General features: G+C 74.0%; 13 protein-coding genes. 6 read left to right on the top strand and 7 right to left on the bottom strand.

What is annotated here, in order from left to right:
- Positions 1 to 10 precede the first annotated feature (10 nt).
- Both ACFYXC_RS25665 and ACFYXC_RS25660 read left to right on the top strand, forming a co-directional pair.
- The gene (locus ACFYXC_RS25665; RefSeq protein WP_389554197.1) at positions 11 to 1,174 is read left to right on the top strand and encodes an exonuclease SbcCD subunit D; all 1,164 of its coding nucleotides are present in this window, start codon (positions 11 to 13) and stop codon (positions 1,172 to 1,174) included.
- Positions 1,171 to 4,161, top strand: coding sequence for an AAA family ATPase (locus ACFYXC_RS25660; RefSeq protein WP_389554196.1), 2,991 nt, complete (start codon positions 1,171 to 1,173; stop codon positions 4,159 to 4,161). The genes ACFYXC_RS25665 and ACFYXC_RS25660 overlap by 4 nt, the downstream gene beginning before the upstream one ends.
- A 121-nt stretch (positions 4,162 to 4,282) precedes the next feature.
- Here ACFYXC_RS25660 and ACFYXC_RS25655 read toward each other — a convergent pair whose 3' ends face one another.
- Complete coding sequence (locus ACFYXC_RS25655; protein WP_361054702.1) at positions 4,283 to 4,729, bottom strand: Lrp/AsnC family transcriptional regulator; 447 nt, start codon at positions 4,727 to 4,729, stop codon at positions 4,283 to 4,285.
- A 94-nt stretch (positions 4,730 to 4,823) separates the two neighbouring features.
- Between ACFYXC_RS25655 and ACFYXC_RS25650 the strand changes: the two genes are divergently transcribed.
- From ACFYXC_RS25650 to ACFYXC_RS25640, 3 genes are all read left to right on the top strand, one after another.
- Positions 4,824 to 5,306, top strand: coding sequence for a rhodanese-like domain-containing protein (locus ACFYXC_RS25650; protein ID WP_389554195.1), 483 nt, complete (start codon positions 4,824 to 4,826; stop codon positions 5,304 to 5,306).
- Positions 5,307 to 5,412: 106 nt separating this feature from the next.
- A complete protein-coding gene (locus ACFYXC_RS25645; RefSeq protein ID WP_389554194.1) occupies positions 5,413 to 5,955 on the top strand; it encodes an immunity 21 family protein in 543 nt (180 codons plus the stop codon).
- A gap of 51 nt (positions 5,956 to 6,006) precedes the next feature.
- Positions 6,007 to 6,855 carry an SDR family oxidoreductase gene (locus ACFYXC_RS25640; protein ID WP_389554193.1) on the top strand — a complete coding sequence of 283 codons (849 nt, stop codon included), beginning with the start codon at positions 6,007 to 6,009 and terminating at the stop codon, positions 6,853 to 6,855.
- A gap of 88 nt (positions 6,856 to 6,943) precedes the next feature.
- On the opposite strand, the gene ACFYXC_RS25635 is transcribed toward ACFYXC_RS25640, so the two are convergent.
- Entirely contained in the window at positions 6,944 to 8,635 is a 1,692-nt protein-coding gene (locus tag ACFYXC_RS25635; protein WP_389554192.1) for a DUF885 domain-containing protein, read from the bottom strand.
- Positions 8,636 to 8,717: 82 nt separating this feature from the next.
- Entirely contained in the window at positions 8,718 to 9,224 is a 507-nt protein-coding gene (locus ACFYXC_RS25630) for an Lrp/AsnC family transcriptional regulator (RefSeq protein WP_389554263.1), read from the bottom strand.
- A gap of 60 nt (positions 9,225 to 9,284) precedes the next feature.
- Between ACFYXC_RS25630 and ACFYXC_RS25625 the strand changes: the two genes are divergently transcribed.
- On the top strand, positions 9,285 to 10,529 hold the full coding sequence (locus ACFYXC_RS25625; RefSeq protein WP_389554191.1) for a trans-sulfuration enzyme family protein: 1,245 nt from the start codon (positions 9,285 to 9,287) through the stop codon (positions 10,527 to 10,529).
- Between the two features lie 102 nt (positions 10,530 to 10,631).
- Here ACFYXC_RS25625 and ACFYXC_RS25620 read toward each other — a convergent pair whose 3' ends face one another.
- From ACFYXC_RS25620 to ACFYXC_RS25605, 4 genes are all read right to left on the bottom strand, one after another.
- Positions 10,632 to 12,089: a GNAT family N-acetyltransferase gene (locus ACFYXC_RS25620; RefSeq protein ID WP_389554190.1), complete on the bottom strand. Its 1,458-nt coding sequence runs from the start codon at positions 12,087 to 12,089 to the stop codon at positions 10,632 to 10,634.
- Between the two features lie 142 nt (positions 12,090 to 12,231).
- On the bottom strand, positions 12,232 to 14,895 hold the full coding sequence (locus ACFYXC_RS25615; protein WP_389554189.1) for a DUF6493 family protein: 2,664 nt from the start codon (positions 14,893 to 14,895) through the stop codon (positions 12,232 to 12,234).
- Positions 14,892 to 16,295: an SWIM zinc finger family protein gene (locus ACFYXC_RS25610; RefSeq protein WP_389554188.1), complete on the bottom strand. Its 1,404-nt coding sequence runs from the start codon at positions 16,293 to 16,295 to the stop codon at positions 14,892 to 14,894. Before ACFYXC_RS25610 ends, ACFYXC_RS25615 begins: the two co-directional genes overlap by 4 nt.
- A 166-nt stretch (positions 16,296 to 16,461) precedes the next feature.
- Positions 16,462 to 18,054 carry an alkaline phosphatase D family protein gene (locus ACFYXC_RS25605; protein WP_389554187.1) on the bottom strand — a complete coding sequence of 531 codons (1,593 nt, stop codon included), beginning with the start codon at positions 18,052 to 18,054 and terminating at the stop codon, positions 16,462 to 16,464.
- Between the last annotated feature and the right edge of the window lie 308 nt (positions 18,055 to 18,362).

Here is an 18,362-nt window from a genome sequence, read left to right as displayed (position 1 = left end):
CTCGGGGATCATGAGGCTGCTGCACACTTCCGACTGGCATCTGGGCCGGGCGTTCCACCGGGTGAACATGCTCGGTGCCCAGGCCGAGTTCATCGGTCACCTCGTCACGACCGTGCGCGAGCGCGACGTGGACGCGGTGGTCGTGTCGGGGGACGTGTACGACCGGGCCGTGCCCCCGCTGGCCGCGGTCGAGCTCTTCGACGACGTGCTGCACCGCCTCGCCGGCCTCGGCGTCCCCACCGTGATGATCTCCGGCAACCACGACTCGGCGCGCCGGCTCGGCGTCGGCGCCGGGCTCATCGGCCGCGCGGGCATCCATCTGCGGACCGAGCCCGCGGCCTGCGGCACACCGGTGCTGCTGGCGGACCCCTTCGGGGACGTCGCCTTCTACGGACTGCCGTATCTTGAACCGGCCCTGGTGAAGGACGAGCTCGGTGTGGAGAAGGCGAACCACGAGAGCGTGCTCACGGCCGCCATGGACCGGGTGCGGGCCGACCTCGCCACCCGGGCGCGGGGCACCCGCTCCGTCGTCCTCGCCCACGCCTTCGTCACGGGCGGCGAAGCCAGCGACAGCGAGCGGGACATCACGGTGGGCGGGGTCGCCGCCGTCCCCGCCGGTGTCTTCGACGGCGTCGACTACGCGGCGCTCGGCCATCTCCACGGCAGCCAGACGATCACCGCGCGCGTGCGGTACTCGGGATCACCACTGCCGTACTCCTTCTCGGAGGCCGACCACCGCAAGAGCATGTGGCTGGTCGACCTGGGAGCCGACGGCGGCGTGGCGGCCGAGCGCGTCGACTGCCCCGTACCGCGCCCCCTGGCCCGGATCCGGGGTGAGTTGGCGGACCTGCTCGCCGACCCGGAGCTGGCGCGCCACGAGGAGGCGTGGGTCGAGGCGACCCTCACCGACCCGGTGCGCCCAGCCGACCCCATGGCGCGGCTGACCGAACGGTTCCCGCACACGCTCAGCCTGGTCTTCGATCCGCAGCGGACACCCGACGACCCCGACGTGTCGTACGCACGGCGGCTCGCGGGCCGCAGCGACCGGCAGATCGCGGAGGACTTCGTGGCCCATGTCCGCGGCGCGGGCCCCGACGAGCGCGAACAGGCCGTCCTCCAGGACGCGTTCGACACCGTCCGCACCGACGACACCGTCCACGAGGTCGCCCGATGAGGCTGCACCGGCTGCACATCACCGCCTTCGGACCGTTCGGCGGCGCCCAGGAGGTCGACTTCGACGACCTGTCCGCCGCCGGGCTCTTCCTGCTGCACGGGCCGACCGGCGCTGGCAAGACCTCCGTCCTGGACGCCGTCTGCTTCGCGCTGTACGGCTCCGTGCCGGGCGCGCGGCAGGGCGGTTCGCTGCGCAGCGACCACGCGCTCGCCTCGACCCGCACCGAGGTGACGCTGGAACTCACCGTGGCCGGGCGCCGTCTGGAGGTCACCAGGCAGCCGCCCTTCGAGCGCCCCAAGAGGCGCGGCACCGGCACCACGACGGAGAAGGCCCAGAGCTGGCTGCGCGAGTACCACGCGCCGGCCGGCTCCTGGAAGGACCTCAGCCGCTCCCACCAGGAGATCGGCGAGGAGATCACTCAGCTCCTCGGCATGAGCCGCGAGCAGTTCTGCCAGGTCGTCCTGTTGCCCCAGGGGGACTTCGCCCGTTTCCTGCGGGCCGATGCCGAGGCCCGCGGCCGGCTCCTCGGCCGCCTCTTCGACACCCGGCGCTTCGCCGCCGTCGAACAGCGCTTGGCCGAGCGCAGGCGTACGGCCGAGACGCGGGTGCGCGCCGGGGACGCCGAGTTGCTCGCCGACGCCCACCGGATGCAGCAGGCGGCCGGTGACCTGGTCGAACTGCCGCTGCCCGACCTGACGCCCGGCGATCCGGGGCTCGCCGAGGCCGTACTGGAGTGGGCGGCGATCGCCCGGAGCACCGCTCGCGAGAGATTCACGATCGCCCACTGCGCCCAGGCGGCCACCGAGTCGGCGCAGGCCGCCACGGACCGCGTACTGGAGGACGTACGCGAGGTGGCGCGGCTGCAGCGCCGGTTCGCGGAGGCGCGGGAGCGGGCCGCGCGGCTGGAGGAGCGCTCCGGGGCCCACCGGGAGGCGCAGGCACGCATGGAGCGTGGCAGGAAGGCGGAGGCGGTGGCGCCCGCGCTCGCACTGCGGGAGGCGACCGAGGCCGAGCACCGGCGGGCCGCCGACGCCGAGGCCCGCGCGCGTGCCCTCCTTCCCGACGCGTTCACCGACGCCGGGGCCACCGGCCTCGCGGCCGCCGCGCGCAAGGCCGCCGAGGAACTGGGCGGACTGGAGTCGGCCCGCCGCGGCGAGCAGCGCCTCGCCGAACTCGCCGCAGAGCAGCAGACCCTGGACCGTCAGGAGCGCGCCGACGAGGACGTGCTGCAGGACGCCGGACAGTGGCTCGCCGACTGGGAGACGACGAGGGCCGGCCTGCAGGCCCGTATCGAGTCGGCCCAGGAGGCCGCCACCCGCGCCGAACAGCTCTCCGTGCAGCGCGACCCCGCACAGTCACGGCTGACGGCCGCCCGGCTGCGCGACCAGCTCGCCGGGGACACCGAGGAGGCCCACGCGCGCGTGCTCGCCGCCCGCGAGCGGGCGACGGACGCCCGCGCCCACTGGCTGGACCTCAAGGAACAGCGCCTCAAGGGCATCGCCGCGGAACTCGCCGCGGGCCTCACGGACGGCGCGCCCTGCGCCGTCTGCGGGGCCACCGAACACCCCGCTCCCGCCCGGAAGGTCGACGGGCACGTCGACCAGCGGGCCGAGGACGCCGCGCTCGCCGCCTACCAGCACGCCGACGACCGCCGTGCCGAGGAGGAGCGGCGGCTCGGGGTGGCCCGCGAGGCGCTGGCCGCCGCGACCGCCGAGGCGGGCGACACCCCCACCGGCCGGCTCGCCGAGCAGGCCGGCGAACTGGAGCGGCGGCACGCCGAGGCACGGGCCGTCGCCTCGGGCCTGCACGCGGCCGGCGAGGAGCTCCGGCAGGCCGAGCACGAGCACCGGCGCCGCCTCACCGCCCACCAGGAAGCCGCCGTGCGCGGCGCGTCACGGACCGCGCGCAAGGATGCCCTCGCCCGGGAGACGGCCGCCCTGGAAGGGCAGCTGACCCGGGCGAGAGGCTCGGCGGGCAGCGTGGCCGAGCGGGCCGCCCAGTTGGAGCGGCGGGTCTCGACGCTCACGGAGGCCGCGGACGCCGCCCGCGTCGCGGCGGACACCGCGCAGCGCCTCAAGGACGCCGACGCGCGCCTCGCCGACGCGGCCTTCCGCGCCGGGTTCGACACGCCGCAGGCCGCCGCGTCGGCCCTCCTCGACGACGCCGCCCACCGGGAGCTGCAACGACGGCTCGACGCCTGGCAGCAGGAGGAGGCGACGGTCCGCGCCGTGCTCGCGGAGGCCGAGACGGCCGCCGCCGCGCACCGCCCGCCCGCCGACCTGCGGGCGGCCGAACAGGCCGCCGCCGTGGCCGTCCGGCGGGTCCGCGAGGCGGCCTCCGCCCGCGACGCGGCCCGCCGCCGCTGCACGGAGCTCGACCGGCTGACCCACCGGGCCGCCGCGTCGGTCCGCCGGCTGGGCCCGCTGCGCGAGGAGTACGACCGCGTGGCCCGCCTCGCGACGCTCACGGCCGGCACCTCCGCGGACAACGAACGCCGGATGCGCCTGGAGTCGTACGTCCTCGCCGCCCGCCTGGAGCAGGTCGCGGCGGCCGCCACGGCCCGGCTGCAGCGCATGTCCGCCGGGCGGTACACGCTCGTCCACTCCGACGACCGGGCCGGCCGCGGCCGCAGCGGGCTCGGCCTGCACGTCGTCGACGCCTGGACCGGGCGTGAGCGCGACACGGCGACCCTCTCCGGCGGCGAGACCTTCTTCGCCTCCCTCGCGCTCGCGCTGGGTCTCGCGGACGTGGTCACCGACGAGGCGGGAGGTATACGCCTCGACACGCTCTTCATCGACGAGGGCTTCGGCAGCCTCGACGACCAGACGCTCGACGAGGTCCTCGACGTACTGGACTCGCTCCGGGAGCGGGACCGCAGCGTCGGCATCGTCAGCCATGTCGCCGACCTGCGCCGCCGGATCCACGCGCAGCTCGAGGTCGTCAAGGGGCGGTCGGGGTCGGTTCTCCGGCAGACGGGCGGCGGCTGACCGGCGGCAACCGGCGGCAACCGGTGGCGAGGGGCGACGACGACGTCCGCGGCCGTCCGCGGCCGGGTTCGAGCGGCCGACGGGACTGTTGAACTGCGAGCGGCCGACAGGGTGGTGGGCTTCAGCGGCCGACAGGGCGGCGGGGCAAGGGGGACGAGTACACGACGCTCGTCGTCACCGAGCCGAGCGTGCCGATCCTCCCCGACACCTCCTCCAGGTGGCTCATCGACCGGGTCGCCACCTTGATCACGAAGCAGTCGTCGCCGGTGACGTGGTGCGCCTCCAGGATCTCCGGCGTGGCGGCCACCAGGTCGTGGAACGGCTTGTAGTTGCCGTTCGGGTACCGCAGCCGTACGAAGGCGAGGATCGGCAGGCCGAGGCTCTCCGGGTCCACGACCGCCGCGTACCCCTGGATGACACCCGCCTCCTCCAGCCGGCGCACCCGCTCGGTGACCGCGCTCGCGGACATGGAGACGGCACGGGCCAGCTCGGCGAAACTGGCCCGGCCCTCACGCTGGAGGACCTCGAGAATGCGCCAGTCGGTGGCGTCCGGGGAATACGCGGTCATGAGGGAGAGATAGCAGGGAAAGCCACGGCCGATCAAGCCCGAGGCCGGGGATCGTTCCTTCAAGGGCGCAGATCAGCGGCCGTAGGTTCAGGGCATGGAAAACAGCACTGTCGCCCGCAACGCCGTACTGCGCGTCCCCCCGGCCCCGCCCGCCGTGGCCGCCGCCCACTTCGCGGCGAGCCTCGCCTTCCACGCCGACGTCTCCGACGTCGCCGCCGCACTGGCCGCCGACGACCACCCCGGCTTCGTCGTCGTCGACTCCCGCTCCACGGAGTCCTGGGACCAGGGGCATGTGCCCGGCGCCGTCCATCTGCCCACCGCGCTCGTCCCCGCGGAGGCCGGCCGACTCCTCGACAGGGCGGTGCCGGTGGTCACCTACTGCTGGGGTCCGGGCTGCGACGGCGCCACCCGGTCGGCCCTCGCGCTCACCGAACTCGGGTACCAGGTCAAGGAGATGCTCGGCGGCTTCGAGTACTGGGTGCGCGAGGGCTTCGAGTTCGAGACCTGGGAGGGGCGGGAGCGGCGTGCCGCCGACCCGTTGACGGCGCCGGCCGGCGCGGCGGACTGCGGCTGCTGACCGCTGTGGACCGGCGCAGGGCCGTACGGACTCAGTCGCGTATCGGCCGGCGGCCGGGCAGAGGAATCGTCGATCGGGGTCCGTGCGGGCGTGTAGCTTCTGCCCCATGGTGAGTTACGCGGACCCCGGTCCGGTCCAGTCGGTCGCATGGGTCGAGTCGGGCGGTGGACCGCTCATAGCGATACCGGAAGTGGTGCTGCCGTTCTGGACGGGGGCCGACGGCGACGAACTGGCCTCCGACTACGACAGGGCGTGTGAGGTGGAGGGCCCCGTCGGCCTGCTGCCCGTCGGCAACGCCACGGCCCTCGTCCTCGGCGACGAACCGGCCGCCACCGCGTACCTGCCCGAACACGGCACGCTCGTACGGTGGTTCGCGGGCGACTCCGAGCGGGAACTGCTGACCGGGGTGCCCGCCGCCCTCGACACCGCGGTCTGGGGACACGAGGTGCACTGGCAGGTTCCCGGCACCGTGGTGCTGTTCGACGCGGCCTGGCCGGGGGAAGGGTCCGCACGGACGGGCCACCTGAGCATCCCCCTCGCACCGGGCCGGTACGCGGTCCGCGCGGCGCACGCCGAACCGGGCCCGGAGACCTGGATCGGGCTCGTCCGGCTGCGGCGGCTGGAGGGCGGGCCCACCGGCGGGGTCTGACGCCGAAAATGGCGTGCGGGGGACCAGGAGCGCCGCCCATCATGGTGCGCCATGCCCTCTCATCCCCTTTCACCCGGCACCGAAGACCTGCGCCGCGACGCGCTGCCGTTGCGCGGGCGTACCGCCCTCGTCACCGGGGCCGGCCGGCGCGCCGGCATCGGCCACGCCGTCGCCCGGCGCCTGGCCGCGTACGGAGCCAGTGTCTACGTGCACCATCACGTGCCGCACGACGCCGCGATGCCCTGGGGCGCGGACCGCGTCGAAGAGGTCGTCGCCGGAGTGCGCGAGGCACTCGGCGACCCCGCGGCGCGAGTCGCCGACGGGCCGGGCGACCTCTCCGCACCGGGCGCCCCGGCCGAACTGATCGCCACGGCGGCGGACGCGCTCGGGGGGCGGCTCGACATCCTCGTCGCCAATCACGCCCTCAGCGGTTCGGACGGGTCGCTGGACGCGATCGACGCGGCGATGCTGGACGCGCACTGGGCCGTCGACACCCGGTCGGTGATCCTGCTCGTCCAGGCATATGCCCGGCAGCGGGCCGCGCTGCCACCGCGTACGCCGGGCGGGCGCGTCGTGATGATGACCTCGGGCCAGGACATGGCGGGCGGCATGCCCGGCGAGATCGCGTACGCCCTGCAGAAGGGCGCCCTCGCCTCGGTCACCCGGTCCCTCGCGAGCACGCTCGCCGAGTACGCCGTCACTGTGAACACCGTCAATCCCGGCCCGGTCGACACCGGTTACCTGACCGGGGAGGCGCACCGGACGGTGGCGGCGATGTTCCCGGCCGGGCGCTGGGGGAGGCCGGACGATCCCGCGCGGCTCATCGCCTGGCTCGCGACGGACGAGGCAGAGTGGATCACCGGGCAGGTCATCGACTCGGAGGGCGGCTTCAGACGCTGAGGCGGCCGGTCCCGCGCGAGGCCGGTCCGGACGAGGTGGGTCCTGCTTGCGGCCGGGCCCCGCGCGGAGCCCGGCCACGATGGGGCCGTCAGAGCCGGGACAGCTCGTCCACCAGGTCGTCGAGGCCCAGCGAACCCTGGGACAGCGCCGCCATGTGCCACGCCTTCGCGTCGAAGGCGTCGCCGTGCCGCTCGCGGGCCTTCTCCCGGCCCAGCAGCCAGGCGCGCTCGCCGAGCTTGTAGCCGATGGCCTGGCCGGGGATGGACAGGTAGCGGGTCAGCTCGCTCTCCACGAAGTCCGCGGGACGGCTGCTGTGCGCGCCGAAGAACTCCTGGGCCAGGTCCGGGGTCCACCGCTCGCCCGGGTGGAAGGGCGAGTCCGCGGGGATCTCCAGCTCCAGGTGCATGCCGATGTCGACGATGACGCGGGCCGCGCGCATCATCTGCGCGTCCAGGTATCCGAGCCGCTCCTCGGCGTCCTTGAGGTAGCCGAGTTCGTCCATGAGGCGCTCCGCGTACAGGGCCCAGCCCTCGCAGTTGGCGCTGACGCCGCCGATGGTCGCCTGGTAGCGGGAGAGGTCCTCGGCGACGTGGACCCACTGGGCGAGCTGGAGGTGATGGCCGGGGACGCCCTCGTGGTACCAGGTCGACACCAGGTCGTACACCGGGAAGCGGGTCTGTCCCATCGTCGGCAGCCACGTACGGCCGGGACGGGAGAAGTCCTCCGACGGAGCCGAGTAGTACGGGGCCGCGGCACCGCCGGGCGGGGCGATGCGGGACTCCACCTTCCGTACGCGTTCGGCGAGGTCGAAGTGGGTGCCGTCGAGCTCCTCGATCGCCCGGTCCATCAGGCCCTGCAGCCACTCGCGGACCTCGTCGACGCCCTCGATGTGCCTGCCGTGCTCGTCGAGGTGGGCGAGTGCCACCCACGGGGTCGCGGCGCCGGGCAGGACCTTCTCGGCCTCCTTCCTCATCTCGGCGAGCAGCCGGTGGTACTCGGCCCAGCCGTACGCGTACGCCTCGTCCAGGTCGAGGTCCGTGCCGTTGAAGTAGCGTGACCAGCGCGCGTACCGCTCGCGGCCCACCGTGTCCGGGGCGCCCTCGATCGCGGGCGCGTACACGTCACGCATCCAGTCGCGCAGCGCGACGACGGCGACGGTCGCCGCCCGGGCGGCCTCGTCGAGTTCCGCGCGCAGGGCGTCGGGTCCCGCCGACGCGAAGTCCTCGAACCAGCCGCGGCCCGAACCGTCCGTGTCCGACCAGTCGGTGAGCTGCCCGACGAAGGTCGCGGTGGGGCGGGGGCCCGCGTACAGCTTGCGCTCCAGACCCAGGGACAGGCAGGCGCGGTAGCCGTCCAGGGCCGTCGGCACCGCGCGCAGCCGCTCGGCGATCGCGGCCCAGTCCTCGTCCGTGTCCGTCGGCGTCACGGTGAACACCTCGCGCACCGCGTGCACGGCCGTCTCCATGTTGCCGACGGACCGCAGGCCCTCCTCGGCGTCGTGCACGGCGAGTTCGGCGGTGAGGCGCTCGCGCAGCAGACGGGCGCAGCGGCGCTCGATGTCACGGTCCGCGCCCGGTTGCCGCTCCGCCTCGTCGAGCCGGGCGAGCGTCGTCCGCGCCAGCCGCGCGAGCGCCTCCTGGCCCGCGGGCGAGGTGTCGGGCAGCCTGCTGGAACTCTCCTTCACACCGAGGTACGTACCGGTCACCGGGTCGAGGGCGACGAGTTCGTCGACGTAGGTGTCGGCGACCTCTCGGGGCAGCGGGTTCTTCGTCTGTGACATGCGGCCATCCTCGTACGGGGACGGGCCCCACGTCAGCCCGGTTTCACGGGTTCTGTGCCGCATCGGCCCGATGTCGCCGAGGTCAGCCGGGTGTCGCCGACGGCGTGCCGTTCTGTGCGGCGGGCGGCAGCAGGGGTCCGCAGTCCCACTGCTGGAAGATCAGCCGGGTCTCGACGCGGGCCACCTCGCGGTGCGCGGTGAACTCGTCCAGGACCAGCCGCTGCAGGTCCGTCATGTCGGCGACCGCGACATGCACCAGATAGTCGTCGGGCCCGGTGAGATGGAAGACGGTACGGGACTCCGGCAGCGCCCTGATCCGCTCCACGAACGGCCCGACCAGTTCCCGCCGGTGCGGCCTGACCTGCACGGACAGCAGGGCTTCCAGTCCGCGGCCCAGCTTGGCGGGATCGAGCCGCAGCTGATGGCCGAGGATCACGCCGGACCGGCGCAGCCGGGTCACCCGGTCCAGGCAGGTCGAGGGCGCGACACCGACCTGCGCGGCGAGATCCCGGTAGGTGGTCCGGGCGTCGTTCTGCAACAGGCGCAGAAGGTGCAGGTCCACCGGGTCCAGTACGACGGATTCCGATATCTGCCGAACGTAGCACGGGTTTGTGTCCCCTTACCCCGCTTGTTGTTCAGGATGCTGCCCATGGACATCGGGAGCATCGACATACGCGACGCGGGTGACGGCACGACGAACGGCGGCGCGCCGACGGCCTGTTCGGCGGGGGCCGGTGTGCGGGCCCTGGACACCGAGGCGGTGCACGCCGGGCGGGACGACCTCGCCCGGCAGGGCCTGCACGCCCCGCCGATCGATCTCTCGACCACCTACCCGTCGTACGACAGCCGCGGCGAGGCGGCCCGTATCGACGCGTTCGCCACCGACGGGGCCGAGCCGGACGGGCCGCCGGTCTACGGCAGGCTGGGCAACCCGACCGTCGCTCGCTTCGAGACGGCCCTCGCGCGGCTGGAGGGCACACAGAGCGCTGTCGCCTTCGCGAGCGGCATGGCCGCGCTGAGCGCGGTGCTCCTCGTGCGGAACGCCATGGGGCTGCGCCACGTGGTGGCCGTGCGGCCCCTGTACGGCTGCAGCGATCACCTGCTGACGGCCGGGTTGCTCGGCTCCGAGGTGACCTGGGTGGACCCCGCCGGCATCGCCGACGCCCTGCGGCCGGACACCGGTCTCGTCCTGGTGGAGTCGCCGGCCAATCCGACGCTCGCCGAACTCGATCTGCGGGCGATCGCCCACTCCTGCGGGAGCGTTCCACTGGTCGCCGACAACACCTTCGCCACCCCGGTGCTGCAACGGCCCGCCGAACACGGGGCGCGGCTCGTGCTGCACAGCGCCACCAAGTACCTGGGCGGGCACGGTGACGTGATGGCCGGTGTCGTGGCGTGCGACGAGGAGTTCGCCGGGCGGCTGCGGCAGGTCCGGTTCGCCACGGGAGGCGTGCTGCATCCGCTCGCCGGCTATCTGCTGCTGCGCGGTCTGTCGACGCTGCCCGTACGGGTGCGCGCCGCCTCCGCGACCGCCGCGGAACTGGCCCGGCGGCTCGCCGCCGACCCGCGCGTGGGGCGTGTCCACTATCCGCGGCTCGGCGGCGCCATGATCGCCTTCGAGGTCCACGGGGACCCGCACGAGGTGATCGCCGGGGTACGGCTGGTCACTCCTGCGGTGAGCCTCGGCAGTGTCGACACGTTGATCCAGCATCCCGCCTCGATCAGCCACCGCGTCGTGGACGCCGAGGACCGGCGGGGGAGCGGGGTGAGTGACTGGCTCCTGCGGCTGTCCGTGGGGCTGGAGGACGTGGAGGACCTCTGGCGCGATCTGGACACGGCCCTGGGGGCGCGGCGGGAGACCGGCCTGGTGCGGGAGGCCGCGGCGCGACGGTAGGGAGCGCGCCACGCTTGCGGCGCGGCGCCCGAAACATCTGTGCGGGCAGACCCGGTACGACCACCGGACCTGCCCGCACGGAAGGGGCGCGGAGCGGTTCCCTCAGTCGCGCACGGAGTGCTCGGGCCCGGTGGCGCCGGCGTACGGCAGTCCGGCGTCCGGCAGTCCGGCGTCCGGCGGTGCCGTGTCCAGGCGGGCCGTGATGACCAGGGTGCCCTCCTCGATCTGGTAGTCGAGGGGCAGGTCGAGGCCGCGCATCGCGGCGACCATCCCGGTGTTGGACGACTGCGTGACGGCGTACACGCTCGCGCAGCCGGCTTCCACGGCCATCGCCACCAGGCGGCCGATCAGCTCGCCGCCGATACCGCGCCGCTGCCAGTCGTCCTCAACGAGCAGCGCGATCTCCGTCTCGTCGCCGTCCCAGAGGAGGTGCCCGAGCCCGACGACGCGCCCCGACGTGGTCTGTACGGCGAGCGTGCGCCCGAAGTGCGGGCTGAGCAGGTGCTTGAGGTACTTGTCCGCGTCGCCGACGGGTCCGTGGTAACGCATGCTCAGCGTCCGCTGCGAGCACCGCTCGTGCATGGCCTTCGCGGCTTCGAGGTCCCCGGCGTCGGCGCGGCGCACGGTGATGTCGTTGCCCTGCGGCAGGGTCAGCACGTCCTGGCCGCGCGGTACCCGGGGGCCGAGCCGGGCGTCCAGCTCGACCAGCGCGCGGGCCCGGGCGAACTCGGTGGGGGTGAACGGCAGATAGGGCCGCTCCACGGTGATCACTCCGCCTTCCGGCGCGCGCAGCCGCATCACCGTCTCCTCCAGCGCCCCTTCGACGGGCGCCCCCTCGTCCGGCCGGTGCCCGCGCACCGACGTGGCGGGCAGCGACCGGATCGTGCACCGCCCGAGCAACTGCCGCAGGGCGAGGGGAAGTTCCGCCGCGTCCAGTGCGGTGCGGGTCGCGAGGCCCAGCACCCGTGTGGGCGCGTCCACCAGATCGTGGGTGTCGGCCCGCTCGATCCACGTCCCGGAGCCGCCCGACAGCGACACCGCACGGGTGATCTCGGCCCCCTCCACCGGGGCGGGAGCGCGCAGCAGGAACTCGTCCACGGTGCCCTCGGCCAGCGGATGTGTCTGCAGGCTGAGGATGTCGACCCGCAGTCCCGCCAGCGCCGTGCACAGCGAGGCCAGCGAACCGGGCTCGTCCCGCACGGTGGTCCGCATCCGCCACAGCACCGTCCCCCCGGCCGTGGCACCGCCATCGGCCTGCGTCGCGCCGGTGTCCTGCCCGGCCGCCCCGGCCGCCCGCCCGGATGCGCCCGGCCGGGCGCCGGTATCACCCGCCGGAGGGGCGTGACCGTGGCGTCGTGACCACCAGGTGTGGAAGCCCGCCGTGGCGATCAGTGCGACCGCCGGGATCGCAAGCAGGGCGGGGGCGCCGGGGTCGTACCCGACCAGGTTCGCGACGGCGTCCGCGACCGCCACCGCCGTGAGCAGGGCGGCCAGTTCGACGAGGTGGCGGCGCCGGTGGCTGACCGGGCGGCCGTTCTTCGCGCGTGTCACATCAGACATGTCCGGAGTCATGCAGCCACTGTGGAGTACGGGTGTTGCGTGATCGCGAACGCTTTGTGACTGATCGGTTAAGTGTGCATCTGTCTTTTTTGTTGCATTTTTTACGACTCTCTGTCCTCGTTCGACAGGTCCTCCGCCCGGGTCAGGCAGCCACCCCCTGCTCCAGCGTGGCACGCAGCCGACGGGCCTGCGTCACCAGCCGGGACGCACCGCGCCGCTCCGCCGCCTGCGCGAGATGCGCCATGCCGCCACGCGCTCCGGTTCGTTCGGCACACTCGGCGGCCACCGCCAGCAGTTCACCGAAGCCGCGGGCGGGCGGGGCCTGGCCGTCCGTCGCGAGGCCCGCGAGCAGCACGGGCAGCGCGGTCCGCAGGACGGACCAGACGGTGCCGTACGCGCCGGTCGTCGCCGCGGTGTGCAGGGACTCGGCGAGCCGCAGCGGCTTCACCGCTCCCCGCCGCACCAACTGGCCCAGATCCCTGCCAAGACCCTCGGCGTCCACCTGCCCGCGCGCGGCGAGTATCAGCAGGGCGTCCACCGCGCTGAGCCGGTCCTCCGCATGACGCGCGCCCAGCCCGTACGCCACACACAGGTGCACCGCCTCACCTGCTTCGCCGTCCGCCTCGGCGAGCAGCGGCAGGACCGAGGCGACGGCCCTGATCTCCTCCACCGCCACCGTGGACAGCTCGCGCAGCAGCCGCGCGGCCACCAGCTCCCGCCGCCCGGGCAGCACGGCCAGCCAGTGCGGCCGCTCGGGCTGGTTCCAGTAGTGCCGGCAGTACGAGGTCGCCCCGGAGACGCTCACGGGCCGGCCCAGCCCGCGGAACGCCACGGGGAGGTCCTCCGGCAGCCCTGCCGCCTCGCCGATTTCGAGCAGCACGCGCACCCCCGAGGTGCGTCGTCCGGTCGTGGGCGCCGACAGGCCCCCGCTCCTGAGCCAGCGGGCCAGCCGCTCTCCCGCTGCCGTGCCGAGCGCGGCGGCCCGCCCGGCTGCGGCCGCGAGCGCCGCCCGGTCGTCGCGGCGCACCCGGAGCAGTGCCTGGGTGAAGTCGGCTTCCCCGGGCCGGGCGCCGAGCCGGTGGTACTCGCCGAGACGGGCCACCAGCTCGTCCGGCTCCAGGAGGCCCGACGACAGGGTGGGCGTGGCCAGGAGGAAGGGCATGGGGTCGGTCCGCACCCGGTAGGCCGCCTCCCACAGGCGGGCGTCGAAGACGGCGGACAGTGCGCTGTGCACGCAGGGGTCCGTGGTCGGGCCGTGCTGGTGGGCCTTGTGGAGCGTGGCAGTCCGCACCCGGCCCAGCAGGGCGGCGAGAACGACCTCGAGGCCCTGCGGCGTGTCCCGGAAGTACGCGTTCGCCGAGTGGTGGTGCGGACCCTCGTCCATCCACCAGCACCGTGCGGCCACCGGTCCCAGGGCTTCGGCCAGCTGCTCCCGGCCGCGGTACACGTGCCGCACCAGGCCGTCCAGGGTGCGCTCGAACGCCGCCACGTCATCACCGGCGGACGCCAGCAGGACCCCGACCTCCTCGGCCAGTTCGGCCACCGAGTCCGGCGGCGGCGCGAGCCGGGCGGGCTCCGGCACGGGCGGCAGCAGCTCCAGGTACGGCAACGGTGCGAGGTCGTCCGGCTCCAGCCCCAGCGCCGCGACGGCACGCGCTCGCAGCCCTACGCTCAACTGCGCCGCGGCGTCGGCCACTTCGTCCAGCGACCGCGGGTCCACCTGGCCCGCGTACCGCTCCACCAGCCTCAGGGCGCGCTCCTGGACGTCCGTGTCCTCGTGGCCGAAGGCCCGGGCCACCGCGGGCAGCAGCTCGGCCGCGCCGAACGGGGCGCGCCGCAGCGCCTTCCCCAGGAGCACCAGCTGGGCACGCACCAGCTTCTTCTCCGTGCGGAACAGCACGGTGTCGGTCAGCTCCGCGAGCTGACGGGGCGTGAGGTCACCGGTCAGTGCCAGGGAACCCGACACCGCCTGGGCGTACGACGCCACCGTGGAGGCCGCGTGCGAGGCGAGCGCCAGCCAGTCGGCGACGCGCGCCCGCTTCTCGTCCAGGGTCGGTTCGAGTGCCGTCAGCAGCCGCAGGAAGACCCGGCAGTCGGCCGGTACGGTGCCGCGGAGCAGTCGGGCGACACACGCGTCGAGCAGGTCCGTGCGGTCGAGGACGTCTTCCTCGGTGAGCCTCACCAGGGCGTTGATCCAACTGTGGGGGCCGTCACCGAAGAGCCAGTCCAGGCGGCTGCCGATGTCCGGGATCCCGAAGAGCGCGGGGACGAGCGTCGGCGTGTAGGGATCCTGGCGCAGCCGCTGCAGAACCGTGTCGCCGCGCTGCCACAGGCTGGCGATCTGTTCGACCCAGCCGACGACGTAGGTCTCGGTCGTCGGCACCGCGCAACCCGACAGCCGGACCAGCCCCGCCATCAACTCGTAGGGCACCTGCGCGGTCGCCGGGCGGTCCGCGAGCCGCCGCGCGAGATCGCCGAGCCAGGTCTGCTCCCGGTCGCCCAGCACATGCAGCAGCACCGCGGGAGACGCCTGGGACCAGCGCATGTCGGCCGCCGTGAGCCAGGCCGCCGTCCCGGCCGCTCCGGTGTGGCAGGCCGCCCCGGCCGCGTGCAGGGTGGGATACGCCTTGCGGGACGCGGCGTCCCAGGACGCGGCCCGCAACTCCTTGCGCAGCTCCTTGAGAGCGGGCAGGCAGAGCCGGCGCTCGGGATCCGTCATCCCGTCGAGCAGGCCCGCGGCCTCGCCCGTCCGCCCCGCCCGCACGGCCTTCAGCAACGCGTCACTCACCGGCACCGCACCGCTCATCGCGCACCCCCGCCGACCAGAACCCGCGCCGGGCCGGACACCGCGCCGCGGCGGACCATCCGTACCGCCAGGGCGTGCTTGCACGGTCCGCGCCCGCCCCGGTACCTGGCCCACCACAGACAGCTGCAGCTCAGCACCCCCGCGTCGTCGCGCACCCGGTGCGTGTGCCCGTCCTGCGCGGTCACCGTGCCGAGGGCGCCGTCCAGGACCACCGCACCCGCGCCCACCAGGTCCCGGGCGGCCCGCAACCGGGGGTTGTGCCGCTCCACGCGGTCGGCGTCGTAGGGGAGTTCACGATGGAAGTAGGCCGCCTCCGCCGTGTCGTAGCCGACGCGTCCCGAGGTGCCCAGCCGGACGAGGGCCGCTCGCACCCGGTCCGCGGGCAGTCCCGAGGCCGCGGACAGGTCCCCGACGTCGATCCTGGGCTCCCAGGCCAGCAGTACCGCGATCAGCTCCGCGTCCTCGGCCGCCTCGTCGGTGGCCAGCGCGTCGAGCACTCCGCCCTCGCCGGAGAAGCCGCGGGAGACCTCCGGGGACAGCGTCAGGGTGAGCCGCATCCCGGGCAGGACGACCTCCCAGGCACTGGCCGTCGTGGCGTCCCCGGCGAGCGCGGGACCGTACACCCGCAGGGCCGACGCGTGCCGGAGCACCCTCTGGAGAGCGACCAGCCGCTCCGGGCCCGGGAGGCACACGGCTCCGGGCACCGGCCGGGTCGTGGGCCGCAGTGCGCGCCCCGCGGGCACCACCCAGGATGCGCCGCGGGAAGCGCCCCGGGCACCGGAACGGGGGAGCGAACGCAGGAACCGCACGGCCTCGGCCGCGGGCAGTTCGGCGCGCAGATCGAAGCCGGCCGCCGTCACCTGCGCCTCGGCGAACCCCCGCAGCCAGCGGTCCGGCAGGGGCACCTTCTTCTCCACGACCGGCCCGTCCAGGGTGGTCACGGCCATCTCGTCCGGACCGACGCGCAGGTGCAGCGGATCGTCGGAGCCGATTCTCGACAGGGCGTCCCGCAGCGGGTCGTTGACGTCGACGTTCGTCGTGCCGTGTCCGACCTCGCCGCCGTCGAGGCCCGCCGCCAGCACGTCCAGGCGCGCGTACACCCCGCCGCAGCCGGAGAAGGACTCGAAACGCAGCCGGTCGCCGTTGCCCGTGACCACCGGGTCCAGGGACGAGCGCAGCTGCCGCTGGTGGTAGCGCGCACCCGCCACGTCGGCGACCGCCAGCAGCCCCGCCGACGCGATCTGAGGGGACGTCAGGAAACCGGCGAAGAAGCGCGGATGGTCCTCGACACCGCGAGGTGTCGTCCCCCGCGAGGTCTCGAGTCCCAGGCGGTTTCCGCCCGCTGCGGACTCCAGCGTGGAGGGTCGGGTGTAGGCCACGGCCTGCAGGGATCGCGTCATGGAAAAACCGTAGAGGCGACCACTGACAATCGCCCTGACCTGCGAAGACGTGAGACGCCGCCTGGCTTTGGCAACCCGACGTGCCGCGTACCGGGGGATGACGCCGGTACGCGGCACGGGGTACGAGATTACGGGAGCAGGAGCCCCTCACGCGGCCGGGTACGGGCTACTGCCCCACGCGTCCCGGCTGCAGCACCTTCGTGAAGAGCACCGCCCCGCCGGTCGCCCGCAGGCGGACCGTCAGTTCGCCGCTGCCGCCGTCGATGTCGACCTCGCCGAAGTACTGCGGCGACTCCATCGGTGACACGTTCGCCGTCGTGGGTGCCTTGACGAAGACCCGGTCCGGACCGAACGTGCCGTCCAGCGCGTTCGCCGGGAAACCGCCCGCGGCGAGCGGACCGGAGACGAACTCCCAGAACGGCGCGAAGTCCTTGAAGGCCGCGCGCGAGGGGTCGTAGTGCTGCGCCGAGGTGTAGTGCACGTCCGCGGTCAGCCACACCGTGCCGGTGATCCGGCGGTGCTTGACGAAGCGCAGCAGCTCCGCGATCTGCAGCTCGCGTCCCAGCGGCGCGCCCGGGTCGCCCTGCGCGACGGCCTCGATGTCCGTCGCGCCGTCCGGCACGACCAGGCCGAGCGGCATGTCGGAGGCGATCACCTTCCACACCGCGCGCGAGCGGGCCAGTTCCCGCTTCAGCCACGCCAGTTGCTCCGCGCCCAGGATGCCGGTGGTGTCGTCGGTCTGCCGGCCGGAGGAGTTGGCGTTGCGGAACGTGCGCATGTCGAGCACGAACACGTCCAGCAGCGGGCCGTGGCGCACGACCCGGTGGACCCGGCCGTCCCTGCCCGTGGCGGGCAGCGTCGAGATCGGGAAGTACTCGCTGAACGCCTTGCGGGCGCGGGTGGCCAGTGTGTCGACGTCCTTCACGGTGTAGCGGGCGTCGGTCAGGATCTCGCCCGGGTACCAGTTGTTGGTGACCTCGTGGTCGTCCCACTGGGTGATCGTCGGAACCTGCGCGTTGAACCGGCGTACGTTCTCGTCGAGCAGCGAGTAGCGGAAGTTGCCGCGGTACTCGGCGAGGGTCTCCGCGACCTTCGACTTCTCCTCGGTGGTGACGTTCCGCCAGACCCGGCCGTCCGGGAGCGTCACGGTCGGCGACAGGGGGCCGTCCGCGTAGATCGTGTCGCCGCTGCACAGGAAGAAGTCGGGGTTGCGGCGGCGCATCTCCTCGTAGGCGTAGAGGCCGCCGATGTCCGGGTTGATGCCCCAGCCCTGGCCCACGATGTCGCCCGACCAGACGAAGCGGACGTCCTGGCGGCGCTTGGCGGGCGCGGTGCGGAAGGTGCCGATGACGGGCTCGCCGGTGCGGCGGTAGTCGTGGGGGTCGGCCAGCGTCACCCGGTAGTGGATCTGCTCCCCGGAGGGCAGGCCGCGCAGCGGGACCGTACCCGTGAAGTCCGTGTCCGCGCCCAGGAGCGGGCCGTGCCATCGCTGCGGCCTGCGGAACGATTCCGTCGCGGAGGTCTCCACGATCATGCGGGCGGGGCGGTCGGAGCGGACCCAGACCAGGCCGGAGTTCGTGGTCACGTCACCGGCCTGTACGCCCCACTGCGCCCTGGGACGGCCCGACAGGGCGAACGCCGGGGCCGCGCCGACGGTGGCGCCCGCGGCGGCGGGGAGGGCGAGTGCCGCCGAGGCGGCGAGCGAGCCGCGCAGGACGGTGCGGCGGCCGGGGGGCTGGCTCGGCGGGCGGTGTGGCATGGGACGCCTCCAGGGACGGGTTTCGGCCGGTGTGCACGGCTACAACTACTGGTGTGCCGCAGCGGGGGCGCAAACCGCAAGTGAACAACTCGCTCCGCTGGGCTTGGCGGGGTGGTGACCGTCGGCCGGTATGTGCGGGTTGGTGGGGGCTGGTCGCGCAGTTCCCCGCGCCCCTGAGCACCGGGCGGAGGTTCGGTCGGCGGGCGCTGGTTGGTGAGGGCTGGTCGCGCCGTTCCCCGTGCCCCTGAAGACTCGGCTGGTTGTCGGGTCGGCGGGCGCGGGTTGTCTTCGGTTGCTCGCGCAGTTCC

Source organism: Streptomyces sp. NPDC002701, assembly GCF_042889045.1.
In the GTDB taxonomy this organism is placed as follows: Bacteria; Actinomycetota; Actinomycetes; order Streptomycetales; family Streptomycetaceae; genus Streptomyces.
This window is presented reverse-complemented; position numbering and strand designations above follow the sequence as displayed.

Coding starts and splice junctions, on each gene's coding strand:
- ACFYXC_RS25665 (WP_389554197.1), top strand. CDS start 11: ATGAGGCTGCTGCACACTTCCGACTGGCATCTGGGCCGGGCGTTCCAC.
- ACFYXC_RS25660 (WP_389554196.1), top strand. CDS start 1,171: ATGAGGCTGCACCGGCTGCACATCACCGCCTTCGGACCGTTCGGCGGC.
- ACFYXC_RS25655 (WP_361054702.1), bottom strand. CDS start 4,729: ATGACCGCGTATTCCCCGGACGCCACCGACTGGCGCATTCTCGAGGTC.
- ACFYXC_RS25650 (WP_389554195.1), top strand. CDS start 4,824: ATGGAAAACAGCACTGTCGCCCGCAACGCCGTACTGCGCGTCCCCCCG.
- ACFYXC_RS25645 (WP_389554194.1), top strand. CDS start 5,413: ATGGTGAGTTACGCGGACCCCGGTCCGGTCCAGTCGGTCGCATGGGTC.
- ACFYXC_RS25640 (WP_389554193.1), top strand. CDS start 6,007: ATGCCCTCTCATCCCCTTTCACCCGGCACCGAAGACCTGCGCCGCGAC.
- ACFYXC_RS25635 (WP_389554192.1), bottom strand. CDS start 8,635: ATGTCACAGACGAAGAACCCGCTGCCCCGAGAGGTCGCCGACACCTAC.
- ACFYXC_RS25625 (WP_389554191.1), top strand. CDS start 9,285: ATGGACATCGGGAGCATCGACATACGCGACGCGGGTGACGGCACGACG.
- ACFYXC_RS25620 (WP_389554190.1), bottom strand. CDS start 12,089: ATGTCTGATGTGACACGCGCGAAGAACGGCCGCCCGGTCAGCCACCGG.
- ACFYXC_RS25615 (WP_389554189.1), bottom strand. CDS start 14,895: ATGAGCGGTGCGGTGCCGGTGAGTGACGCGTTGCTGAAGGCCGTGCGG.
- ACFYXC_RS25610 (WP_389554188.1), bottom strand. CDS start 16,295: ATGACGCGATCCCTGCAGGCCGTGGCCTACACCCGACCCTCCACGCTG.
- ACFYXC_RS25605 (WP_389554187.1), bottom strand. CDS start 18,054: ATGCCACACCGCCCGCCGAGCCAGCCCCCCGGCCGCCGCACCGTCCTG.